Annotated in this window: 27 protein-coding genes and 1 tRNA gene; 10 read left to right on the top strand and 18 right to left on the bottom strand. The window is 61.5% G+C overall.

Features of this window, described 5'->3' with window-relative positions:
* Positions 1 to 13: 13 nt before the first annotated feature.
* Both ABIB36_RS00225 and ABIB36_RS00230 read right to left on the bottom strand, forming a co-directional pair.
* Entirely contained in the window at positions 14 to 613 is a 600-nt protein-coding gene (locus ABIB36_RS00225; protein WP_136169726.1) for a hypothetical protein, read from the bottom strand.
* On the bottom strand, positions 610 to 1,008 hold the full coding sequence (locus tag ABIB36_RS00230) for an ABC transporter permease (protein ID WP_247596171.1): 399 nt from the start codon (positions 1,006 to 1,008) through the stop codon (positions 610 to 612). The genes ABIB36_RS00225 and ABIB36_RS00230 overlap by 4 nt, the downstream gene beginning before the upstream one ends.
* A 219-nt stretch (positions 1,009 to 1,227) precedes the next feature.
* Here ABIB36_RS00230 and ABIB36_RS00235 point away from each other — a divergent pair, with 219 nt between their 5' ends.
* From ABIB36_RS00235 to ABIB36_RS00250, 4 genes are all read left to right on the top strand, one after another.
* Positions 1,228 to 1,845 (top strand): DUF1109 domain-containing protein, encoded by a 618-nt coding sequence (locus ABIB36_RS00235; RefSeq protein ID WP_354558846.1) that lies wholly within the window; start codon positions 1,228 to 1,230, stop codon positions 1,843 to 1,845.
* 33 nt (positions 1,846 to 1,878) lie between these two features.
* The gene (locus tag ABIB36_RS00240) at positions 1,879 to 2,463 is read left to right on the top strand and encodes a hypothetical protein (protein ID WP_354558847.1); all 585 of its coding nucleotides are present in this window, start codon (positions 1,879 to 1,881) and stop codon (positions 2,461 to 2,463) included.
* A gap of 221 nt (positions 2,464 to 2,684) precedes the next feature.
* Positions 2,685 to 3,566 carry a hypothetical protein gene (locus ABIB36_RS00245; RefSeq protein ID WP_354558848.1) on the top strand — a complete coding sequence of 294 codons (882 nt, stop codon included), beginning with the start codon at positions 2,685 to 2,687 and terminating at the stop codon, positions 3,564 to 3,566.
* A complete protein-coding gene (locus ABIB36_RS00250; RefSeq protein WP_354558849.1) occupies positions 3,563 to 4,006 on the top strand; it encodes a hypothetical protein in 444 nt (147 codons plus the stop codon). Before ABIB36_RS00245 ends, ABIB36_RS00250 begins: the two co-directional genes overlap by 4 nt.
* A 319-nt stretch (positions 4,007 to 4,325) precedes the next feature.
* On the opposite strand, the gene ABIB36_RS00255 is transcribed toward ABIB36_RS00250, so the two are convergent.
* The 3 genes from ABIB36_RS00255 to ABIB36_RS00265 are packed head-to-tail and all read right to left on the bottom strand — an operon-like array spanning position 4,326 to position 5,879.
* Positions 4,326 to 4,763, bottom strand: coding sequence for a DoxX family protein (locus ABIB36_RS00255; RefSeq protein ID WP_354558850.1), 438 nt, complete (start codon positions 4,761 to 4,763; stop codon positions 4,326 to 4,328).
* 59 nt (positions 4,764 to 4,822) lie between these two features.
* On the bottom strand, positions 4,823 to 5,182 hold the full coding sequence (locus ABIB36_RS00260; RefSeq protein ID WP_084347876.1) for a GntR family transcriptional regulator: 360 nt from the start codon (positions 5,180 to 5,182) through the stop codon (positions 4,823 to 4,825).
* Positions 5,183 to 5,222: 40 nt separating this feature from the next.
* Positions 5,223 to 5,879, bottom strand: a complete 657-nt coding sequence (locus ABIB36_RS00265; protein ID WP_084347874.1) for an NAD(P)H-binding protein — start codon at positions 5,877 to 5,879, stop codon at positions 5,223 to 5,225.
* A gap of 36 nt (positions 5,880 to 5,915) precedes the next feature.
* Between ABIB36_RS00265 and arsC the strand changes: the two genes are divergently transcribed.
* Positions 5,916 to 6,263, top strand: coding sequence for an arsenate reductase (glutaredoxin) (gene arsC / locus ABIB36_RS00270; protein ID WP_084347872.1), 348 nt, complete (start codon positions 5,916 to 5,918; stop codon positions 6,261 to 6,263).
* Between the two features lie 39 nt (positions 6,264 to 6,302).
* Here the strand turns inward: arsC and arcA are convergent, their stop codons facing one another.
* Both arcA and ABIB36_RS00280 read right to left on the bottom strand, forming a co-directional pair.
* A complete protein-coding gene (gene arcA / locus ABIB36_RS00275; RefSeq protein ID WP_084347870.1) occupies positions 6,303 to 7,538 on the bottom strand; it encodes an arginine deiminase in 1,236 nt (411 codons plus the stop codon).
* Between the two features lie 54 nt (positions 7,539 to 7,592).
* A complete protein-coding gene (locus ABIB36_RS00280) occupies positions 7,593 to 8,438 on the bottom strand; it encodes an SDR family oxidoreductase (protein WP_084347868.1) in 846 nt (281 codons plus the stop codon).
* Positions 8,439 to 8,591: 153 nt separating this feature from the next.
* Here ABIB36_RS00280 and ABIB36_RS00285 point away from each other — a divergent pair, with 153 nt between their 5' ends.
* Together ABIB36_RS00285 and ABIB36_RS00290 are read left to right on the top strand one after the other, a co-directional pair.
* Positions 8,592 to 9,191, top strand: a complete 600-nt coding sequence (locus ABIB36_RS00285) for a sulfite oxidase-like oxidoreductase (RefSeq protein ID WP_084348075.1) — start codon at positions 8,592 to 8,594, stop codon at positions 9,189 to 9,191.
* A gap of 7 nt (positions 9,192 to 9,198) precedes the next feature.
* The gene (locus ABIB36_RS00290) at positions 9,199 to 9,909 is read left to right on the top strand and encodes a ferredoxin reductase (protein WP_084347866.1); all 711 of its coding nucleotides are present in this window, start codon (positions 9,199 to 9,201) and stop codon (positions 9,907 to 9,909) included.
* 9 nt (positions 9,910 to 9,918) lie between these two features.
* On the opposite strand, the gene ABIB36_RS00295 is transcribed toward ABIB36_RS00290, so the two are convergent.
* The 9 genes from ABIB36_RS00295 to ABIB36_RS00335 all read right to left on the bottom strand — a co-directional run bounded on the left by ABIB36_RS00295 (position 9,919) and on the right by ABIB36_RS00335 (position 16,148).
* A complete protein-coding gene (locus ABIB36_RS00295; RefSeq protein WP_354558851.1) occupies positions 9,919 to 10,089 on the bottom strand; it encodes a hypothetical protein in 171 nt (56 codons plus the stop codon).
* A 55-nt stretch (positions 10,090 to 10,144) separates the two neighbouring features.
* Complete coding sequence (locus ABIB36_RS00300; RefSeq protein ID WP_084347864.1) at positions 10,145 to 10,810, bottom strand: ScbR family autoregulator-binding transcription factor; 666 nt, start codon at positions 10,808 to 10,810, stop codon at positions 10,145 to 10,147.
* A gap of 179 nt (positions 10,811 to 10,989) precedes the next feature.
* On the bottom strand, positions 10,990 to 11,391 hold the full coding sequence (locus ABIB36_RS00305; RefSeq protein WP_256895768.1) for an effector binding domain-containing protein: 402 nt from the start codon (positions 11,389 to 11,391) through the stop codon (positions 10,990 to 10,992).
* A 29-nt stretch (positions 11,392 to 11,420) separates the two neighbouring features.
* Entirely contained in the window at positions 11,421 to 11,876 is a 456-nt protein-coding gene (locus tag ABIB36_RS00310; protein ID WP_084347862.1) for a GyrI-like domain-containing protein, read from the bottom strand.
* Positions 11,877 to 12,115: 239 nt separating this feature from the next.
* Positions 12,116 to 12,191 (bottom strand) — tRNA-Ala (locus ABIB36_RS00315).
* 59 nt (positions 12,192 to 12,250) lie between these two features.
* The gene (sepX, locus tag ABIB36_RS00320) at positions 12,251 to 13,042 is read right to left on the bottom strand and encodes a divisome protein SepX/GlpR (protein ID WP_084347860.1); all 792 of its coding nucleotides are present in this window, start codon (positions 13,040 to 13,042) and stop codon (positions 12,251 to 12,253) included.
* A 151-nt stretch (positions 13,043 to 13,193) separates the two neighbouring features.
* The gene (locus tag ABIB36_RS00325) at positions 13,194 to 13,841 is read right to left on the bottom strand and encodes a GNAT family N-acetyltransferase (RefSeq protein WP_084347858.1); all 648 of its coding nucleotides are present in this window, start codon (positions 13,839 to 13,841) and stop codon (positions 13,194 to 13,196) included.
* Between the two features lie 53 nt (positions 13,842 to 13,894).
* Positions 13,895 to 15,154, bottom strand: a complete 1,260-nt coding sequence (gene glp / locus ABIB36_RS00330) for a molybdotransferase-like divisome protein Glp (RefSeq protein ID WP_084347856.1) — start codon at positions 15,152 to 15,154, stop codon at positions 13,895 to 13,897.
* 31 nt (positions 15,155 to 15,185) lie between these two features.
* Positions 15,186 to 16,148, bottom strand: coding sequence for a UTP--glucose-1-phosphate uridylyltransferase (locus ABIB36_RS00335; RefSeq protein WP_084348073.1), 963 nt, complete (start codon positions 16,146 to 16,148; stop codon positions 15,186 to 15,188).
* A gap of 119 nt (positions 16,149 to 16,267) precedes the next feature.
* On the opposite strand from ABIB36_RS00335, the gene ABIB36_RS00340 reads away from it, so the two are divergent.
* From ABIB36_RS00340 to ABIB36_RS00350, 3 genes are all read left to right on the top strand, one after another.
* On the top strand, positions 16,268 to 16,837 hold the full coding sequence (locus ABIB36_RS00340) for a 5-formyltetrahydrofolate cyclo-ligase (protein ID WP_084348072.1): 570 nt from the start codon (positions 16,268 to 16,270) through the stop codon (positions 16,835 to 16,837).
* 172 nt (positions 16,838 to 17,009) lie between these two features.
* Positions 17,010 to 17,351, top strand: a complete 342-nt coding sequence (locus tag ABIB36_RS00345) for an FmdB family zinc ribbon protein (protein WP_354558852.1) — start codon at positions 17,010 to 17,012, stop codon at positions 17,349 to 17,351.
* Between the two features lie 91 nt (positions 17,352 to 17,442).
* Complete coding sequence (locus ABIB36_RS00350; RefSeq protein WP_084347852.1) at positions 17,443 to 18,105, top strand: SAF domain-containing protein; 663 nt, start codon at positions 17,443 to 17,445, stop codon at positions 18,103 to 18,105.
* On the opposite strand, the gene ABIB36_RS00355 is transcribed toward ABIB36_RS00350, so the two are convergent.
* Together ABIB36_RS00355 and ABIB36_RS00360 are read right to left on the bottom strand one after the other, a co-directional pair.
* Entirely contained in the window at positions 18,077 to 18,631 is a 555-nt protein-coding gene (locus tag ABIB36_RS00355) for a hotdog family protein (protein WP_354558853.1), read from the bottom strand. The genes ABIB36_RS00350 and ABIB36_RS00355 overlap by 29 nt on opposite strands.
* Before the next feature lie 82 nt (positions 18,632 to 18,713).
* A complete protein-coding gene (locus tag ABIB36_RS00360) occupies positions 18,714 to 19,439 on the bottom strand; it encodes an MspA family porin (RefSeq protein WP_084347849.1) in 726 nt (241 codons plus the stop codon).
* Positions 19,440 to 19,479: the final 40 nt, after the last annotated feature.

The raw sequence follows: 19,479 nt of genomic DNA on the forward strand, positions 1-19,479 counted from the left end.
CAGGCTGGGGACCTCACGATCCTTGCTCGTAAGCAAGCCAGTTGTCGGCGGGCGAGTCCAGCGATCGCAAGGTGTTCTTGTCAGGAGCGCACTGCGCTGTGTACATCCAGCCATGACGCGAAATCACATCGCTTCGCTTTCCGTCTACGAAGTACACACAGTTGTCCTCGCCAACATAGATGACGGAGAATTGCACACCGTCAATCTCCGTTGATGCGAGGCGAGAATTTCCGTCGCGCAGCATGGTTCGGGCGAGTTCTTCCATCTGACCGTGTGCACGATCGAAGTCCCGGTGCACGGGTAGATCAACCAGTTCGAACGCAGCAGCAGTAGTTAGGACGAGCAGCGGTGTGAGCGCACTTGCCCACGTCAGTCTGCGATGTCGTGTCCAGTACTTGTACAACCTGACTGCCCACACGCTGCCAGTGGCGACGAGGCCGAAAAGTGCCAGCCACACGGTTGCGAAGTCGAGAAGTGTGTCCTCGGGTGAGGGGTATTCCCACCACTCGTATCGCATCCCGGCAAGGAGGACGAGGAACAGAACAGCCGCGAGCGCAGTGCCAAGCCCCCGACGACTACCTCGCCGGGGTTGCTTATCGCGCGTCTCGCTCATGCGGCTGAGGTGCGCGGGCGCGACTTGTGCAGTGCAGCGGCAACCGATCCGAGGACGACCAGGGGTACTGCGGAAAGCAGCTCTCCCCAGTACGAGGACCAATTGATCAGCCCGATGATCGACACCCCCACCAGTATTGCGACGGCCAACCAGGAAACCCACTGTCGCATCGCCACTGCCGCGACCAGCGGCGGTGCTGTGAGCAACAACCCGAGCCCGACCACCGGCCACACCCCGATTACGTCGACGATACGGTCTTCGCACCGATAGGAGGACCGGCTTTCTCCGATCTTCGAGCACTCCAACGACACATCACTCATCGACCCCGACGTCCACACCAACGCGCCGAAGGCCAACGCGGCCACAGCGGTGAACCACCATATAAATCTCGACACGTCGGCAGCGTATCCCGTCTCAGTTCCGCGATTCGTACGTCTACAGCAGACCGGATCGTCGGCGACACCGGTACCGAGGCGATCTGCTCATACGGTTCGGCACCCCGTACATAGTCGGCAGGCCAGACAGCCACCCGACACGAAATTTGTCACGGTTCCGGACTGCCCTCGTGACCTCGATGACAACACTCACTTGGGCGGCCCCGCTACGCTCCGAAGATGGCCGTAATGAAGGAGATCAACAAGTGGATCGGTAGCCGGCCGACGGGTCTGCCTACTCGGTCGAAGCCTCCCGGCCCAATTCTGCTGGCGTTCGTCACCGTCGCAGTCATCGTGTGGGTGTGCCTGGACCGGAATTGGTGGCCGTCCCCTTTCGGTTCGTACACGTGGCTCGATCCCCTCCTCGCCGCGATGGCGTGCGTGCTGATATTTCTGGTGACCGGTCTGGTCTGGGCTATTCGCACCCTCTACGTTCTGGGTCGGGACCAGCGATGGGCGTGGTGGGTCGTACCGGCCCCGGCAGTCGTCCTCACCGGACTCGCCTTCCTGGCGCTGATGCCATCGACGTCGTTCCTCGATGAGCGGAGCGAATTCGAGGCCATTGCAGTCGCCATACATAACAAGCCCGGGGCCTATCGAGAGCACTTCGAGATCGGGCCCTTCGACATCAGAAGGGCCAGCAGTTCACCGACGGGTGAGGTGTATTTCGCCGGCAACGCAGGCATTTTCAGCACCTCCACCGGATGGGTCTACTCCCCAGACACCGAACCGGCAGGATTCACTACCCTCACCCACCTCGGCGGCCCCTGGTACGAGTACGAGTACGCGCGGGGCTGACTATATGGCCCTTGCCGAAAGAGGAGAGCAGCAATGACTTTCGAGCTGTGTGCCGATTCGACACCCGCGCTGTGGATGGCTTTTCAGAACTTGCCCTGGTACCGGCTTGCCCGGCGTGGACCGATCGGCTTCGAGAAGTATGCGCGACTGTTGTTCATCCCCGACCCAAAATTCTCCGGACAGAAAACCAGCGACATCGAATTCGACGGAGACAGCCCGAGCGAACTCATGCAGGTCGCAACAGCACTCAACGTCCTGACTGGGCACACGACCACCCCGGACGAATGCTACTTCGCCATCTGGGACGGATGGGATTCCATTACCATTGGACCGCCGCCGAACTTCAAGATCCACAACCGCGACTACTGGCTCATACGCGGCACACTCGCCGACTACGAACACTGGAACAGCGCCAATCCAGCATTGTGGGCTTACGGCGACACCCCTGATCCCGCCTTCATCTTCCCTGCCGACCACGCCTGGTGCATCACCAACGATGTCGATCCGCACTTTGCCACCATCGCAGCCACAGCTGAGGCCATCGACGAGATTCTTGGAAACGATCAAATCGACACTGTCCTCGACGACCCCGATAGCGAACCCGACTATTGGCATTAGCCTCGCGCGCAGTAAAGTTGGCTGACACCACAGGCTCACGACCGCGGACTGCTGGCGCGTCGTCCGAGCACCGCAATTCTTACTACGACGACAGCCACGGCTGTCAGTCGACCCGCAACAAAACTTTCACGGCTGCAGCCTGACGCGGCCCGACTCCACACTTCGTCGCTGCGGTGTGGCCGTTGAATTCGACGGGGTGCGCCGGTACTGTGCGACACACGGTGACTCGACGCCCGTCACGCCTCGTCGTGCGGACTCCCCTACTGCGTCGGGAATTGGATGAACGCTACAAACCAAACCCACGCACCCTCCGCGTTTTCATTGCAGGGTGGGTCATTCAGGACGGTTCCTTTCCCCGTGCATCGGTCGGTGACGCTGCAGACGTCGTCCTCGAGCACTGTTCGTCGGCGGATGCACCATCAATCCGCGATGAGACCCGTACTGCAACCGCCCGACCGGCTTACGGCAGAGGACCTACCCGGCACCGCGACGGCCAATTGCGGTGGCTTCATCTCCTCTACGGCGACGGTTGGAGCAGCCAGTGGTGGACAGATGAACCCACCCATGGTCCGGTCACACTGACGGGTATCTTCAGCGCTGGATCCGGTGAGCTGAACGGCATCGACACTCCTCCCCGCGTGTGCGGACGCATCACTCGAATGCATTTGGTGCACAAGCAGGTAGAGCCGATGGACAACGGTTGGACCGGCATTGCCGGCACCGATCGACTTACTGCGATCGAGATGGTTCCTGCCGCTGGCAACTGGTCGCCCACCGAGAAAACCCAAGACGGTGACTTCGTCGAATCGGGTGTGCTACTCGAACTCGATCTAGACAATGTACCCACGATGCCAACACCTTTCGTGGCCGGAGCAGTGACGCTCGACGGCAATACCGTCTGGGTTATGCCCAGTCGGATCCGATCCTGCTTCGCGTTCGGACTGCGGGCACAACGCCGATCATCACCCGCTACGTTCTGCCGCAGACGATCGAGCCACCGGTCGACCGCTGGGTACGTCGAATACATGCCGTCGACGACGGGATCTGGAACACGTCCGAGCACGACACCCACTACTGCACCATTGATCCCGACGGGGCGTTGAGTGTCGACCGAATCATCGCCGAAGGTGGTTGGGCCAGCGCAGTCCAAGACGGACAGCTGTACTTCCTGGGATCCACCCGGTCGCACATGAGTAGCGACCGGCGGTACGGCGTCATACGCACCTACCCGGATACGCAACGAGTTCGGTTGTTGGACAGAAGCGCTCGACGCATCGTGCCCGTCGACGAACCAGAAGGCATCACAGGCTCTCGCGCAGATCGAGCAACCGGCCCTGACGGTACGCAGTGGTGCGTCGACGGAACCAACAGTCTGCGACGCATCGACCCCGACGGTGCGACATCGTCCATCGACCTACTAGGTGAGGCAGTGACCGGCACCGTCGAGTGGACGACACCGGGTGCGTTCGAGGACCCGGCCAACGCGGATGTAGTCGCCTCGATCGCGGTCGATGTTTCTCGTTTCATCCGAAAGACGGAGTAGCTACTCTGGTCGGCCTTGGGCGTCAGACAGCTCTGGCCCCGCCTCCTATGCCCGCGGCAAGCTGTTCGTCAGTCGAATGGAAACTCAGCTTCTGCAGGAGCATCCTTCGGGCGTGGTGTCCGAGACGATGACGCACCACCCCTCGTCCTGCGAGCACTGCTTGGAAACCCCCGATTTCCGTATCGCCGTTGCCTGAGGTGTAGACACGCGGCAGGGCTTGACGACCCGGTACGACAAGCTGGCGTTCACGTACCGGGCGGGGCACTACTGCGTGCGGTTTTCCTTTGCTCACGCCACCGCACCATCTTGGAGACACGCGCTAGCGGCGTTTGCGCATTTTCGCCAAGCTCGTCTTGCCTCCGGAGACCCCGTCGAGGCTGAATCGTCCGGCGCCGACGGCCGCCAACAGTAGGGATCCAACTCCGAGCGCTACCACCAATTCGTAGCCACCCTCGCCGACGAAGACTCCCTTGTCGTAGTGCACGAACAACAATGCACCCAGCATGTCGAGGAAGAGCAAGATGCCGACGATCGGTGTGAAGATGCCGAGAACGAGTGCGACTCCGCCGATGAGTTCGACAAAGGTTGCGAAGTAGGCGGAGAACCCGGCCAACGGGACGCCCATGCCGTCGAAGGCGGCTTTGGTGGCGTCGAGACCGTTGGTGTTGAGTTTTTGCCAACCGTGGGCGATGAAAATGATGCCGAGCCCGATTCGGGCCACCAGCGTTGCGATGTCACGGAAGATGTTCGATTTCATATCAGGTCCTTCGAGGCGGCATCAAGACACGGCAACTTTGTCACGACTAGGTTGAACCGTCAACTTGCAGCGAGAGCGACGTCCACGAGGTTTCGCACTCGCTCATCGGACAACCCCAATGCCCTAAGTTCGGCCACGTACGTCATTGCTGCCCGGGCGGCATTGTCCTCGGTGGGATCACCTCCGGACGCGATGAAGGTACCGAGCCGACCGCGAGCCTCGATGACTCCCTGCTGCTCGAGTTCCCGGTACGCCTTCGCCACGGTGTGCGGTGCAATGGAAAGCTCCGCAGCCAATCCCCGGACCGTAGGAATCTTCGTCTCCGCGATCAATTCTCCGCTTCGCACCAGATCGAGAATTCCACTGCGGAGCTGCTCGTACAGTGGGGTTCTGGATGCTGGATCGAGGTGCACTCGCATATGGACCCTTTGCTCTCGTGCGCCTGCAGAACCAGGACAGTCAGAGGGCATCTTCCAGGCGTACCCCACCCGAAGTCAACATCAGTGTCTTCCCGATCGTCGACGGCGTTTCGATCAAGGCTGCAATCACCTTTGCAACGTCGCCGCGCGGCACCGTTCCTCGCTCGAGTGGTGGCTCGGACAAGGCAATATGCGCCGTCGCGTCCTCGTCGGTCAATCCGCCCGGACGAAGGATGGTCCAGTCGAGTTTCGTTCTGGCTTTCAAATCTTCCTCGGCCGCCGTCTTGGCAGCCATGTACGCCTTCCAGCTGTCCTCGGCGTCAGCGGCTACCGGCTCACCTGCACCGAAGGAACTGATCTGAATGAACCGCTTGACTCCGGCCTTCTCCGCGGCGTCGGCCAGGAGCACCGAACCTGCTCGGTCCACCGAGTCCTTTCTCGCGGCCCCACCCGATCCGCCCGATCCGGCAGCGAACACGGCCGCGTCGGCGCCGGCGAGAACCTCGGCTACCTCGTCGACCGTCGCTGTTTCCAGATCGAGCACCACGGGAAGGGCACCCAGTGCCTCCACCGCACTCTCGTGTTCGGGGTTGCGAATCAATGCGACCGCGCGGTCGCCATGCGCAGTGAGCACCTGAATCAGGTGCTGCGCGATCTTTCCGTGGCCTCCAGCGATAACTACTCTCAGATCCGTCATGTCTAGTCGCCTACCCTGGTGGCAGAATCAACAAACATGGCTTCTACTGCGACTATTTACCACAATCCTCGTTGCAACACCTCTCGGACTGCGTTGAAGATCATCGAAGAATCCGGGCTGGAACCGACGATCGTGAAATACCTGGACACGCCGCCGACGAAGGACGGTCTCCGCAAGCTTCTCGACGACGCCGGCCTTTCTGCCTCGCAAGCAATCCGCACGCAGGAGCCGGTCTACAAGGAACTCGACTTGGCTCACGCCTCCGAGGACGAACTCATCGCGGCGATGGTCGAGCACCCCATTCTCATCGAACGGCCGATCGTGGTGACGGACCAGGGAACGGTGCTGGCGCGACCAGCGGACAAGGTCTGCGAAATTTTGTGATGCGCAGTTCGGCGTGGGCCACGATGCCTTTCCTGCCACTCAGGCAGAGGCCTCGAGCGAATCGCGTGCCACGGGGCAGGACATGCACCGCGGACCGCCACGTCCGGAGCCCAATTCCGAACCACTGATCCGCAACACCTCGATGCCCGACGCCTCCAGCCTGGCGTTGGTCTCGACATTGCGCTCGTAGGCGACGACGACACCGGGGGCAAGGGCGAGGGTGTTGTTGCCGTCGTCCCATTGCTCGCGTTCGGCGGTGACATGGTCGAGTCCGGTATCGATGACTCGGAGCTTGCCGATTCCCATGGCGTCCGCTGCAGCCTCCAGAAACGGATCGGCACCGCGGATGGAAACGCCGGCATCTTCTCGACGAATCGTGTACGCCGACAGCGTATTCTGAATGGCCGGATACATCACGACGGCATCGACGTCGACCATCGTGCACACGGTGTCCAGATGCATGGACGCACGCTCCTGCGCGATAGGAACAACCAGCACCGTATGGGCCAGGTCATCCTCGATCAGGCTGCGAGCCAATGCCTCTGCACCGGCAGGAGTGGTGCGCTCCCCTACCCCGACCGCCACCACACCCGGGGCGAGCAACAGCACATCGCCTCCTTCGACCGGAGCCGTCCGCGATTCGTAGGCGCGCCGAATACCGAGGAACCTCGGATGGAACGCATAGATCAGATCGGTCAAGGTCGTCTCGCGTAGACGAGCAGGCAACGCCAGGGACGTGATCGCGACGCGATTACCGATCCAGAACGAGGAGTCACGCGTGAACAGCAGATTCGGCAGCGGGTCGATGATGAAATCCGCTCCGTGGTGCATCCGACGAACCAGTGACGCACCACTGAGTTCGGGGTCACCACTCTCCGCTTCCAGAAGCTCGTCGAACGTCATGCCTGCCATGAGGATCTGCGCCAAGTCCGCTGCAGGGACCCCTCGCAGGTGTGCGGAAAGATCGTGCGCCAACGCGCGGCCGAGACGCCGCTCGTTCACCGCCGCCGAAATGCCCTGCATCCGCGCTGCTCCGCTCACCGTCATCGCCTCGGTGAGCAACGTCGACAACAGCAGCACTTCGACGTCGCGGCCGCGCAGCAGTTCCGCGAACGCGTCGTGTTCCTCCTGCGCTCGATCGACCCACGGGATGCCGTCGAACAGTAGTTGATCACTGTTGCGGGGTGTAAGGCGTCGCAGTTCGTCGCCCGGGCGGTGAAGCATCACCGTACGTAGCGTTCCGACCTCGGAATCAGCGCCGAGTTCTGCAGTCATCACTCAACCGTAATGCGCTGTGCGCAACCTTGGGTCATTCACCGAACTGCCGAACTACTTCCGAAGCAGCTTGCTGAATTGATCGTTGGCCTTCTGCAGCACGAACTCGTACGGTGGCGCGAACTTGCGTGCCCACCAGTAAGCGAACCGAATATCGTTGGACGAGTACACCAGATAGCGATTCTTCACGATGCCCGCCAGGATCGCCTCGGCCACCGTCTCCGGTTGGACGGCACGTGCTTCGAACCGACGCTGCAGCTTCTGCACTCGCGGATCGTCACGGTCGACGCCCGCGATGTCCACCGTGTCGACCAGGCCTGTCTTGACTCCGCCTGGCACGACGAGACTCACCCCGATACCGTGCCGCTTCAGGTCGTATCGGAGCACCTCGGATGCGCCGCGCAATCCGTATTTGCTCGCACTGTAGGCGGCATGCCACGGCAATGGAATCAGCCCGGCGGCCGAAGAGACGTTCACCAGGTGTCCACCCCGGCCGGCTTTCACCATCGGCGGCAGGAAGTTCTCGATGACATGGATCGGACCCATCAGATTTACATCGATCATGGACTTCCAGTGCCGATGCTCGAGATTCTCCACGGTTCCCCACGCGGCAATGCCGGCGACGTTCATGACGATGTCGAGACTGCCGCCCTCTGCATGGACCTCGTCTGCGAATGCAGTCACATCTTCGAACACGGAAATATCGAATGATTTTGAGCGAGAGACCTTTCCACCTGCAGCCCGGACGGCGTCGACGGTGCCCTTCAGGCTTACGTCGTTGATGTCGGTGAGTATGAGTTCTGCACCCGCCGCACCGGCAGCGAGCGCTGTCGCACGGCCGATCCCGCTACCTGCACCGGTGATGAACGTCTTCTTACCGCGTAAATCGGTGATGCCCATGTCGGTGTCTCTTCTCCCACACTCTCGGCGGCATGCTGCTTTGCGTTCCTGACCGCACCTTACGCGTCGACCAAGTTGTCACGGGCAACACCGAGTTGTCACAGGAAACAAGGCGGAGGACACTTCCAGAGCAGACAAGGCGAGGAGATGACCATGGCACTGGTGTCCCGAGGATTCCACGGAAAGCGTCGCGGCAACGACGGTCGCACCCCACCAGGCCAGTACCTGGTCGACGATTTCCCCGTCTTGTCCCTCGGTCCGACACCCAGGGTGGACACGGACCGGTGGCAGTTCACCATCTCCACCGAGATGGGCTCCAAGCATCAGTGGAGTTGGCAGCAAATGCGTGCGCTGCCGGAAGAGAAGCCGACAGTGGATATTCACTGTGTCACCAAGTGGTCGAAACTCGACACTCGGTGGCGTGGCATCTCGCTCGACACGCTTCTCGACGGTATCGAGACGCAGGCCACGCACGCCATGGCGCACAGCCACGACGGTTACACCACCAATCTCCCCCTGACCGATCTGCGCGGCGGAAAAGCCTGGCTTGCATACACATTCGACGGCAAGCCGTTGAGTCCCGAACACGGAGGTCCAGCTCGACTCCTGGTGCCGCACCTGTACTTCTGGAAGTCCGCGAAATGGATCGAGAAGTTGACGCTACTCATGCGAGACGAACCGGGTTTCTGGGAGCGCAACGGCTATCACGACTACGGCGACCCCTGGCAGGAACAGCGATACCAGGGAGATTGAACGCACCATGAAATGGCTCGTCGCGACACTTGTCGAGAAGATATTCGAAACGGACACTGCCTGCACATTGATCTACGACGTCGAAGGTTGGCCCGGACACCAGCCAGGTCAGCACGTCGACATTCGTCTCACCGCCGAGGACGGATACAGCGCGCAACGAAGCTATTCTCTCGCCAAACCGAGCGACGGTGACCGAATCGCGTTGACGGTTCAGACCGTCGCCGACGGCGAGGTATCGCCTTACCTGACGTCCACGCTGGAGGTCGGTGAGCGGATCGAGATGCGCGGACCGATCGGCGGTTGGTTCGTCTGGAACGAGGCCCGCCCGTCACCGGTCCTGCTGGTTGCGGGAGGGTCTGGCATCGTGCCGCTGATGGCGATGACGCGGGCCCGCAGTCGCAGCGCGAGAAAGACCTCGTTCCGGTTGCTCTATTCGGTCAGATCTCCGGTCGACTTGATCTACGCCCGAGAGCTCCGCTCACTGCCGGAGGGCGTCGACGTCGACTATCGCTTCACCCGCGAGGCGCCGCCGGAATACGACGGCCGAGTGGGCCGACTGACTGCGCAGGATCTGGCGTCGGATAAGTGGCAGCCAGACTCCGCGCCGGACTGCTTTGTGTGCGGTCCTACAGGTTTCGTGGAGTCGGCTGCCGACATGCTCGTCGAACTTGGTCATGCGCCGTACCGGATCCGAACGGAACGATTCGGTCCGACCTGAACCGGTAGCTCACAAGCGTCGCGACATCTCGTCGCGGTACTCGTTGACCGTCTTCTCGATTCGCTCGGCATCCTCTTCAGAGCCGCGCCGACGTGCGTCGTCGGCGCGGCTCTGCAAAGTACCGATTGCTTTTCGAAGGTCGGTGTCGGACATTACGCGGTAACTCGTTGCGTGGCTCATATCACACAGTGTCCGCCGGGCGTCGACCCTTAGCAAGCATGCTCAGACGTGAGCGCTACGCGTTGGTGAATTCCTCGGACGGCACGAAGCTCGACAGACTGCGCGCTGCGAACTCGCGGAAGTATCCGAGCTTGTTCGGCGGAACGAGTGACGGAAGCACGGTGTTCCATACCTTTTCCATGCGGGACGGTGCACTCTCCAGTGCGGACTGAGCTTCGGACACCATCAGAACGCCGGCGAGCATCTCGCATACGAGGAGCGAAGCGTTTCCGGAGTCGAGGTGATCGGCGACGTCACCGTGTTCGATCGCCCGATCGAAGAGATGCTCGAAGATGTTTCCCCAGGTGCAAAAAACACTGCCCCTTGCGGTTTCGGACCCGTCGATCTCCATCTGCAGCCGATACATCACTCGGACCAGAGGATCGGAAGCCGCCAGCTCGAGCACAGAGTACGAGATGCCGATGACCGACTCGAGTGCAGGTGATCGACTGTCGACCAAGCCAGCGCACGCAGTCGATACGCGCTCGTGACCCTCGTCGACAATGGCGCGGGCGAGTTCTTCCTTCGACGCGAAGTGGAAGTACAAGGCGCCCTTGGTGACGCCGGATTGCGCGGACACCTGGCTCAGTGTCGCGTTCGCGTGCCCGACGTCGAGAAAAAGATCCGCTGCCGCCCGAAGCGCGGCCGCTCGTGTTGCTTCCGCTCTCAGTTGCCTAACCATGATCGTTCACCCCTGCCCAGTTACCTACCATGACACCTACGCTGTTCAGCGTGGACATCCGAGTCACAAGGAATCCGTAGTCTCGAACTCACTGAACCCGTACTCGCAGGGTAATAATAACCACAACTAAGTCCATAATGTGACTTAAGGTGCCCCGATGCGGCGAACACCTCACCGAATCAGATAACAACCGAGATAAAGAGTTCCACTTCACCGGACGGTGTAACGACTTCGATATCTTCTTTATATGCCCGGAATAGTGTTCCGGATTCAGTTGCCTCATCGACCTGGGCCCAGACATCGTCGATAGGATCGCGAAGATTACCGATCGGTACGAACTTTGCGAATACTCCGCTCGGGACTTGCAAGAACACGTCCCCCACAGGCACATCGCTCGGTGACAAATAAGGCAAACCGATCAGCGCGTTGTAGTCGCCGAGCTCGTCGGGAACGAAGACCGTACTGACCGCAACAGGGTCGGCCGACCTGTCTCGAATGCGTTCTCGCAGAAAGCGAAACAGCTCGCTACCGCTGGATTCGGAACCCGGAACGGCAAGTGGGGCTACCAACCCACCGAACAAATCGGCACCCCGCGCAGTCACGCTGTGCGTCATGCCGACGGTCCCGGAGATGCGATCGACAAGTACAAATCGATTTTGTACGCGTGCGGATAGCACTCGTAGTCGCCGGTGAACAATCGCTTGATCTCACCCTGATCTTCCGCATGGTCGATCTGTTTCCACAACCGCGTCATGACGTCGGGGAAATGGCCCACTGCGGAGAATTTCGCGTACTTTGCGCGCGGCACCCTGGCTATGAGGTGGCCCCGCGTCACTTGACTCAAAGAAGAGCATCGATAACCGACTATTTGCGTGTTATATGATCCGATACCGGGTGCAAAGTCTGTATAAATGGATGCGAGCGGACCGGAGATTTCTTGCTTGAGTACCGAGGACCACGCGCGATTCAGAGCGGGATCGTCCAACCTTCCCAACGCCCGCTTGGGGCTACGCACAGGAAGACCGGCGACCCACGTTTCCTCGAGGTCGACAATCTCGAAAGTCATTCACTCTCCACATAGCTCTCAGTGCGCACGTTAGAGACTGCTGGGCCAGGTCGACGTTTCCCGGTAGACGTCGACCACCAACTCTGATCTCAACTTGTAGCAAGACTACCGGGCTGAGACCTCTTCCTTCACACGACGCTCACCGGTCGCTTCGAGTGCCGCCCGGAAATCATCCACTCGAATGAGCTCTCCTGATACCCGCAGAATAGCCGCTGCCGTGTTTCGTACTGCCCTACATCTGGTGGAGCTGAGGGGAATCGAACCCCTGACCTTCTCGATGCGAACGAGACGCGCTACCAACTGCGCCACAGCCCCTGGTGCAGCGTTTGACACTGCTGCGCAACCCTATCAAAGGGATCGGAAACCGCGGAACGTCAGGCCCCTGATGCCCGTCGTACGCCATGGCTCTCGCGCGCGGACTGCTGAAATGGCTCGTCGTAGTGGTCGAGATGCTCGAACTCCGGGTCCTCGTCGTCGATTTCCAGTACCACGGCTCCGGGCCGACGCAGTCGCTGTGGAACTAGCCGGAGCTCTTCGTCGGTGCGTGATTCCACACCGAGACGTGAGCGACCCGCTCGGGTCATCCGCCGCCGCCGGATCTCCTGCTCGATCTGGACCTGCCGACGCAGGTAGTAGAGGTATCCAGCGAGGGCTGCGACCGAGAGGGTGCATGCCCACCACAACATCGGCGTCATGATGACCGCGAGAGCGCCAGTGGCGATGACAGCGAACACCAACCCGAGTACCGCGCGCTGCCGGAAGGAGTATCGAGCGGCGCTTGCAATCGCGTCAGCTTCGGCGTCGAAGCCGCCGCGTCCTCGACGGCTCGGAACGTAGGCACGTTCGACGTCGTCTGTGTCGATTTCTTCGGTTTCTGCGTGAGTGTCCATCGGGTCCTCCGCGTCGGTGCTTGGTGCGTTACGACCGAAGACGACGCCGGCGGGTGCCGATGTGCGCTCGTCGTACTCGGGTCGCCAGTCGGGGTCGCTTGCGTGTCCGGCGGCAGGTCCCCGTTGGGGTCTCGTGGTTCCGCCGCGGTACAGAACGCGGGTCGCGAGGGCGACATCGGACGTCTGCATGATGCGTGGGCGCTTACTCATCATCATCGGCAGCAGGACGAACAACCAGATTGCGACAAGACCGATCCAGATGATCGAGTTGGGCATATCGGCGTTCTCCTCTCATGCCTGTTGGGTCCGACATCTATGACGTCTTCAGGCTATGCGGAAGTTGCTGCCGAACCCCGCCGACGCGCCGACACCAGATTACACACAGGCAACTCCAGCCACATCCGTCACGAGCACACGCGTCCGAGTTCTAAGCCCACGCAGCCCGTCCATTGCGCACCAACCGGTCTGCGACAGTCCCCTGAACCTCGTTGGAAGTCAGCGCCACCAGGAGGTGATCGCGCCAGCGCCCATCGACGTCGAGGTAGTCCCTCAGGAGTCCCTCTTCACGGAACCCGACGTTACGTAGTACAGCCTGGCTCGGAAGGTTCTCCGGTCGCACTGTCGCTTCGACACGGTGGAGTCCGAGCGGACCGAAACAATGATCGAGACCTATGGCCAACGCTGCTGTGGCAACGCCGCGACCATTGACGTCCTTGGCCACCCAATACCCGATCCATGCAGATTTAAGCGCACCGCGAATAATGTTGCCGACAGTCATTTGTCCACAGAATTCACCGTCGACCTCGATGGCCATCGGCAGCATGTGGCCCTTACGCGCTTCGGACTTGAGCCCAGAGCACAAGGCGGGCCATGACGAGATGTGGTGTCGCGCGGCCCATGAGCCCTCACCGGTCGGTTCCCACGGCTCCAGGTGGTCGCGATCGCGGAGCCGGAGCCGACTCCAGGCGCCCGCATCCCGAAGCTTCACAGGGCGGAGAGTGACGTTGCCCCCGGCAACAGTCAGAGGTCCCAGTTTCGCCGGCCAACCTGGGTGGCTCGACCACGTGAGCGGCATCTGTCTTACATTAGCGCCTTCGGCGATGCCACTGCACCATCGCCGCGGACTCGTTACCCCCGCTGGGCGAGGAACGACACGTCGACTTCCTCACCCGTTCTGATTTCGGTGACATTCGGCTCGATAACCACGAGACAGTTGGCCTCGGCGAGCGTGGCGAGCAGGTGTGAGGAGGATCCGGGCGCGCCACCGAGAGCCTGTACGAGGTATTCACCCGAGCCTTCGTCACGCATCAGCTGACCGCGGAGAAACCCTTTGCGGTCCTCGATCGAGGTGATCGGCGCCACCGTTCGCGCAGTCACGGTGCGACGCATCGGCTGGCGACGTCCCAGCGCGATGCGGATAAGCGGCCGCACCATGATTTCGAACACCACGAGTGCACTGACGGGGTTGGCCGGAAGTAGAAACGTCGGCACTTCGTCGCGGCCCAATTGCCCGAAACCCTGTACCGAACCTGGATGCATCGCGACGCGTTCGACTTCGAGATCGCCGAGGTCCGACAGTGCCTCCCGGACGCTGTCCGAGGCGCCGCCACCGACTGCACCGGCAATGACGACGATCTCGGAGCGAATGAGCTGGCCTTCGACGACTTCACGTAACCGTTTGGGGTCACCGCTGACGATTCCGACGCGGTTGACGTCTGCGCCGGCGTCACGTGCCGCAGCCGCAAGCGCATAGGAGTTGACGTCGTAGACCTGGCCGGGGCCCGGGGTGCGATCGGTGTCGACGAGTTCTCCGCCGACGGAAATGACCGACAGGCGCGGGCGCGGATGGACCAGCACCTTGTCACGCCCGACTGCAGCGAGGAGACCGACCTGGGCTGCGCCGATGATGGTGCCTGCCCGCACGGCAACATCACCCGGTTGTACGTCGTCCCCGATCTTGCGCACGTAGTCGCCCGAGCGCACCGGTCGATAAACCTGCACGCGCGCCCGTCCCGCATCGGTGCGGTCCAGCGGGAGTACCGCGTCGGCGAGCGTCGGGAGCGGTGCACCGGTGTCCACCCGAACAGCCTGCCGCGGTTGCAACCGAATGGGTTGCCGTGAGCCGGCGGTGACCTCGCCGACGACAGGCAGCGTCAATTCGATCCGCTCGTCGTCCTCATTGCGCAAGTCGGTACCGGCGGAAGCGACATCGACGCTGCGCACGGCGTAACCATCGATGGCTGCTTGGTCGAAACCTGGCAGTGGACGCTCGGTGACCACTTCCTCGGCGCACAACAAGCCCTGCGCTTCCGAAATCGCTACTCGGACAGGCCGTGGAGCGACCGCCGCAGCGGTCACTCTGGTCTGCTGATCTTCAACCGAGCGCATCTGGCCCCTTCTCTATCTCTGTACTACGGGCCTATTCATACGTGGTGAGTTGCGGCGCCCAATCGTCACTCAGTCGTTCGGTCAGCCATTCACGCAACGACGGACCGTAATCATCGCGTTCGAGTGCAAAGTCAACCGCAGCGCGTAGGTATCCCCCGGGATTTCCGAGGTCGTGTCGGGAACCGCGATGTACGACGACGTGAACCGGATGACCCTCGTCGATCAACAATGCGATGGCGTCGGTGAGCTGAATCTCGCCACCAGCGCCAGGCTCGATGCGTCGCAAGGCGTCGAAAATCGCTCGATCGAGTAGATAGCGGCCTGCCGCGGCGAACAGTGACGGCGCATCTTCACGCTTGGGCTTCTCGACCATGCCGGTGACCTTGAGGACATTCGGGTTCACCGCATCGGGGACGGTTTCGACGGAGAAGACTCCGTAGGAGGAGACGTCTTCTTCGGGTACTTCGAAGGCACACAACACGGTGCCGCCACGCTTGGCCCGCACCCGGGACATCACGTCGAGCACGCCTCGGGGAAGTACGAGGTCGTCGGGCAGCAGCACTGCCACAGCGTCTTCGTCGTCGTCGAGTACTTCTTCGGCACATGCGACTGCATGTCCGAGTCCGAGCGGCTCGGACTGCACGACAGATTGGACATCGAGTAGCGAGGGAGCGACGCGGACCTTCGCGAGCATCTTCAACTTGCCGCTCTTCTCGAGCTTCGTCTCGAGAACGAGATCCTCGACGAAGTGCGCGACGACGCCGTCCTTGCCTGGCGAGGTGACGATCACGAGACGCTCGGCGCCGGAGTCGGCCGCTTCACCTGCAACGAGTTCGATTCCCGGTGTATCGACGACCGGAAGCAGTTCCTTGGGAACGGTTTTGGTGGCAGGCAAGAAGCGTGTCCCCATGCCGGCGGCCGGAACGATCGCTGTCCGAAAGTGCCCTTGATGCCCGACATGCGTTGTCGGAGCGTCTGCTGCGGCTTCTGTCATGCTGCCCACCTTATCCATGGTCACCGCGGATCTCGCTCCGCGCCTGCCGACTGTTCCCGAGGTGCCTAAGCTCGACCCATGCTGCTAGAGACGATGCTGCTGGTAATGCTGTGAAACCGATCTCGAAGAAGGAGTGGCGCCTACGCGTCCTCGCGTCTCGTCGGGCCTCGAGTGCGCTCACACGTGAAGACGAGTCGCTGAAACTCTGTCATGCCGCAGCCGAAACGGTGCGTGGCGCGTCCGCTGTTGCCGCATATATCCCGGTGGGAAGCGAACCAGGGTCGCTCGACATGCTCGACGCGCTTCGCCTTCGATCTCCGGTCGTACTGGTCCCTGTGGCCAGGGAGCCAGGGCCGTTGCAGTGGGCGGAGTACACAGGGCGCGAGAATCTGAAGGCTGCTTCCTACGGCCTGTCCGAACCGACCGGACCGCTGTTGCCTCCCGCGCGAGTCGCTACGTGCGATGTGGTGTTCGTGCCCGCGTTGGCAGTCGATCGGCGCGGGGTCAGGCTGGGCCGGGGTGCCGGTTTCTATGACCGAACACTCGAGCTGGTGGCTCCGGGAATCCCTGTCGTCGCTGTCGTTCGCGACTCGGAGTTGGTGGACGAACTTCCCGAGGAACCGCATGATCGACGCGCTTCCCATGCCCTGACCCCTTCCGGCGGTCTCATTGCCTTGAATCGGGAATAGCTGCCTGAATGGCAGCGTTGGCAGTCATGACTGTAGAGTGCTAATGCTCTCTCCTTCTCGGAGAAGTTCCAGCAGTTTTTTCGGCACACCAGTGGTCTCGACCGAGCAATGGCGAAATCTCCATGGTGACCAGTCGACCAGTTGACCAGTGGACCAGCGCGGAGGAACATCGATGCCCACCTATTCATACGCCTGCACCGAGTGCGAGAACCGGTTCGACATTGTGCAGTCGTTCAGCGAGGACTCACTGACCGTGTGCCCTCAGTGCAGCGGCAAGTTACGGAAGCTGTTCAACTCGGTCGGAATCGTTTTCAAGGGAACCGGGTTCTACCGGACCGACAGTCGTAGCGGAGCGAGCACCGCCAGCGAAAGCGCGGGCGAATCGAAGAGCGACAAGAGCGATTCGGCACCGGCGAAAACGGACACGAAGGCCAAGGAATCCAGCTCGAGCAGCACATCTTCGACGCCGAGCACCTCCTCTTCGACACCGTCGAAAGCAGCAGCAACCTCGTAGTTTTCTCGTTTGTCCACAGGCCTCGGCGTTATCCACAGCCGAGGCCTGTTTCTACTGCTTATGCAGACTGTCCGTCGTTACGGTGACTTTCATGCCACAGCGACATGCCCGACTCGACTCCACGATGTTGGATCGACTCCTTGTTCGGCCGGGCTGGACTCGTACCGTCCTTGTCCGTCGCGTGGCCGCCGGGGCCCTTGCCTTCCTGGCGGCTGTGCTGTTCGTCAGGGATGCCGCCGCGACAGATCGCGTACAAATTGTCGTTGCGGCCCGCGATCTGGCTCCCGGTAGGCCACTCCAGAACGAGGACGTCCGGATCACCGGTTACGAGCCGGGAACTGTCCCCGAGGGCGCGATCACGGATGTCGCCGACGCCACGGCCCATACAGTGGCGGGCCCGATCCGTGCCGGCGAGCCTCTCACCGATGTCCGACTGCTCACTCCGCGGTTGGCTGGGGCAGCTCTCGGTTCCGCCGACGCCCGAATCGTGCCCGTCCGGCTGACCGACGCCGCAGTCACAGATCTCCTACGGGAGGGTGACATCGTGGACGTGCTGACGGTCCAGGCGGAGGGGGAACGCGGTGAACAGAGCGCGCGGATATTGACGACCGATTCCGTTGTTGTACTGATTTCGGAGAAGGACGCGCGTCAGCGCAGCAGCGATCGAGTGGTGCTTGTGGCAATGTCACCCGAGGATGCGACGGCCGTGGCCGCTGCGTCCCTGGTCAGCTCACTGACCGTGACGTTTCACTGACGGCGAGCCCGTGCATGCCATCCGACGGCGGATCCTTCATATCCGACGCCGCGGTGTCGTCGACGTCTGCAGAGCGGGCATCGAGGTGCCCGGCGTAGGTCGCGAAAGTGGTGAATACCAGTGCGCCGATCCAATCGGTGAAGACGATTTTGACGCCGAAGCTGTCCGAGTTGTTCTCGCGGTCGTGGCTCTCGAGGAAGACATCACTGTGCAGACTGTCCTCCGAGCGCAGAGGTCGATGCTCGATGGTGCGCTGCTCGGTCAGGCTCAGGACATAGGAGTCGAATTCCGCGAAGACTTCCCGGAGCACGTGTGAAGCCGCGGACGTCGCCAGGTTTCGCTGCGCGTCTGCCCTGTACGCAGCGTCTTCGACGTCACCGGCTTTGGAAAACATCCACAGCAGGTCCGATTGGTCTGCGCGCGTGGCCGCCGGATCGTAGAACTCGGACAACCGGTGCCGCTTGCCCAGCACGCCTTCGATCCAGTCGCTCGAAGGCGCACAAGCGGCGGCTCTGTGACGACTCATAGCGGCATCTTATCCCGCCACAAGTTTGCGCATCGAATCCTGAGACAGATCACAGAAACTCGTGAGATCTTGATCCCTCGCATCAACCGATGCTGAAAGGCTGGCCCCAGAGAGTGACGGTCGAGGTCACTGCATCGTTCTCGATGGTGACATCTACGTACGAGCGGGCCTCCGCGAAGCCTGCGCAGCCGGACACGCTCAAGGTTTCGTCGGCGAAAGTGAACCCGCCTCCGTTGCCTTCGAACGGGAAGTCGTTGTCCGTTTCGGTCGCAACGGTGATGCCATCGATCTTCGCATCCGTCTCGTCGGCGACCAGCTTGACGTCGTTGAGCTGTCCCGGCGCGAGCTCCAGGTTGAGGCCTGCGCCGATCTCGTAGGTGTTGGGCTGCGTCCGGTCGATCTTCAGCGAACTCAAGTCACCCGGTTCGAGCGAAATGGTATTGCCCTGACCGAACGTGGCGCCTACCCCGCCGCCGATTCCTGCTGCGAAATCGACCTGGCACCCGACGAGGAAGCCTGGTTCGATCTTTCCGCCACCGGGGTTGGAAGTCTCGACGGTGTAGTTGCCCGTCACCCATACGTTGCGCTGTGTCGGCGTGGCGCCCATGGACGGAGAGATCAGCCCACTCTGGCCGAAGCCCTTGACGGTCACCACTGTTCCGTCGATGAGAGTCTTGCTGATCTCGTTGTCCGGCAACGGTACGAAGGTATCCGCGCTCGCTGCACCTGCCGACCAGAATCCGATTGCGACGGCTCCGACTGCCCCGAGTGCTGCGATGCGCGCAGCAACAGTTCTGCTGTTGTTCACTGTGTCTGTTCCCCTCTAGGTCCTACGAAGTTGGAAAGTC

The sequence above is a fragment of the Rhodococcus sp. UYP9 genome, assembly GCF_040547235.1.
GTDB lineage: Bacteria > Actinomycetota > Actinomycetes > Mycobacteriales > Mycobacteriaceae > Rhodococcoides.

Bases quoted from the DNA above. Each gene is read 5' to 3' on its own strand.
- ABIB36_RS00225 (WP_136169726.1), bottom strand. From the start codon at position 613: ATGAGCGAGACGCGCGATAAGCAACCCCGGCGAGGTAGTCGTCGGGGG.
- ABIB36_RS00235 (WP_354558846.1), top strand. From the start codon at position 1,228: ATGGCCGTAATGAAGGAGATCAACAAGTGGATCGGTAGCCGGCCGACG.
- ABIB36_RS00240 (WP_354558847.1), top strand. From the start codon at position 1,879: ATGACTTTCGAGCTGTGTGCCGATTCGACACCCGCGCTGTGGATGGCT.
- ABIB36_RS00255 (WP_354558850.1), bottom strand. From the start codon at position 4,763: ATGAAATCGAACATCTTCCGTGACATCGCAACGCTGGTGGCCCGAATC.
- ABIB36_RS00260 (WP_084347876.1), bottom strand. From the start codon at position 5,182: ATGCGAGTGCACCTCGATCCAGCATCCAGAACCCCACTGTACGAGCAG.
- ABIB36_RS00265 (WP_084347874.1), bottom strand. From the start codon at position 5,879: ATGACGGATCTGAGAGTAGTTATCGCTGGAGGCCACGGAAAGATCGCG.
- arsC (WP_084347872.1), top strand. From the start codon at position 5,916: ATGGCTTCTACTGCGACTATTTACCACAATCCTCGTTGCAACACCTCT.
- arcA (WP_084347870.1), bottom strand. From the start codon at position 7,538: ATGACTGCAGAACTCGGCGCTGATTCCGAGGTCGGAACGCTACGTACG.
- ABIB36_RS00280 (WP_084347868.1), bottom strand. From the start codon at position 8,438: ATGGGCATCACCGATTTACGCGGTAAGAAGACGTTCATCACCGGTGCA.
- ABIB36_RS00285 (WP_084348075.1), top strand. From the start codon at position 8,592: ATGGCACTGGTGTCCCGAGGATTCCACGGAAAGCGTCGCGGCAACGAC.
- ABIB36_RS00290 (WP_084347866.1), top strand. From the start codon at position 9,199: ATGAAATGGCTCGTCGCGACACTTGTCGAGAAGATATTCGAAACGGAC.
- ABIB36_RS00295 (WP_354558851.1), bottom strand. From the start codon at position 10,089: ATGAGCCACGCAACGAGTTACCGCGTAATGTCCGACACCGACCTTCGA.
- ABIB36_RS00300 (WP_084347864.1), bottom strand. From the start codon at position 10,810: ATGGTTAGGCAACTGAGAGCGGAAGCAACACGAGCGGCCGCGCTTCGG.
- ABIB36_RS00310 (WP_084347862.1), bottom strand. From the start codon at position 11,876: ATGACTTTCGAGATTGTCGACCTCGAGGAAACGTGGGTCGCCGGTCTT.
- sepX (WP_084347860.1), bottom strand. From the start codon at position 13,042: ATGCCCAACTCGATCATCTGGATCGGTCTTGTCGCAATCTGGTTGTTC.
- ABIB36_RS00325 (WP_084347858.1), bottom strand. From the start codon at position 13,841: ATGCCGCTCACGTGGTCGAGCCACCCAGGTTGGCCGGCGAAACTGGGA.
- glp (WP_084347856.1), bottom strand. From the start codon at position 15,154: ATGCGCTCGGTTGAAGATCAGCAGACCAGAGTGACCGCTGCGGCGGTC.
- ABIB36_RS00335 (WP_084348073.1), bottom strand. From the start codon at position 16,148: ATGACAGAAGCCGCAGCAGACGCTCCGACAACGCATGTCGGGCATCAA.
- ABIB36_RS00345 (WP_354558852.1), top strand. From the start codon at position 17,010: ATGCCCACCTATTCATACGCCTGCACCGAGTGCGAGAACCGGTTCGAC.
- ABIB36_RS00350 (WP_084347852.1), top strand. From the start codon at position 17,443: ATGCCACAGCGACATGCCCGACTCGACTCCACGATGTTGGATCGACTC.
- ABIB36_RS00355 (WP_354558853.1), bottom strand. From the start codon at position 18,631: ATGAGTCGTCACAGAGCCGCCGCTTGTGCGCCTTCGAGCGACTGGATC.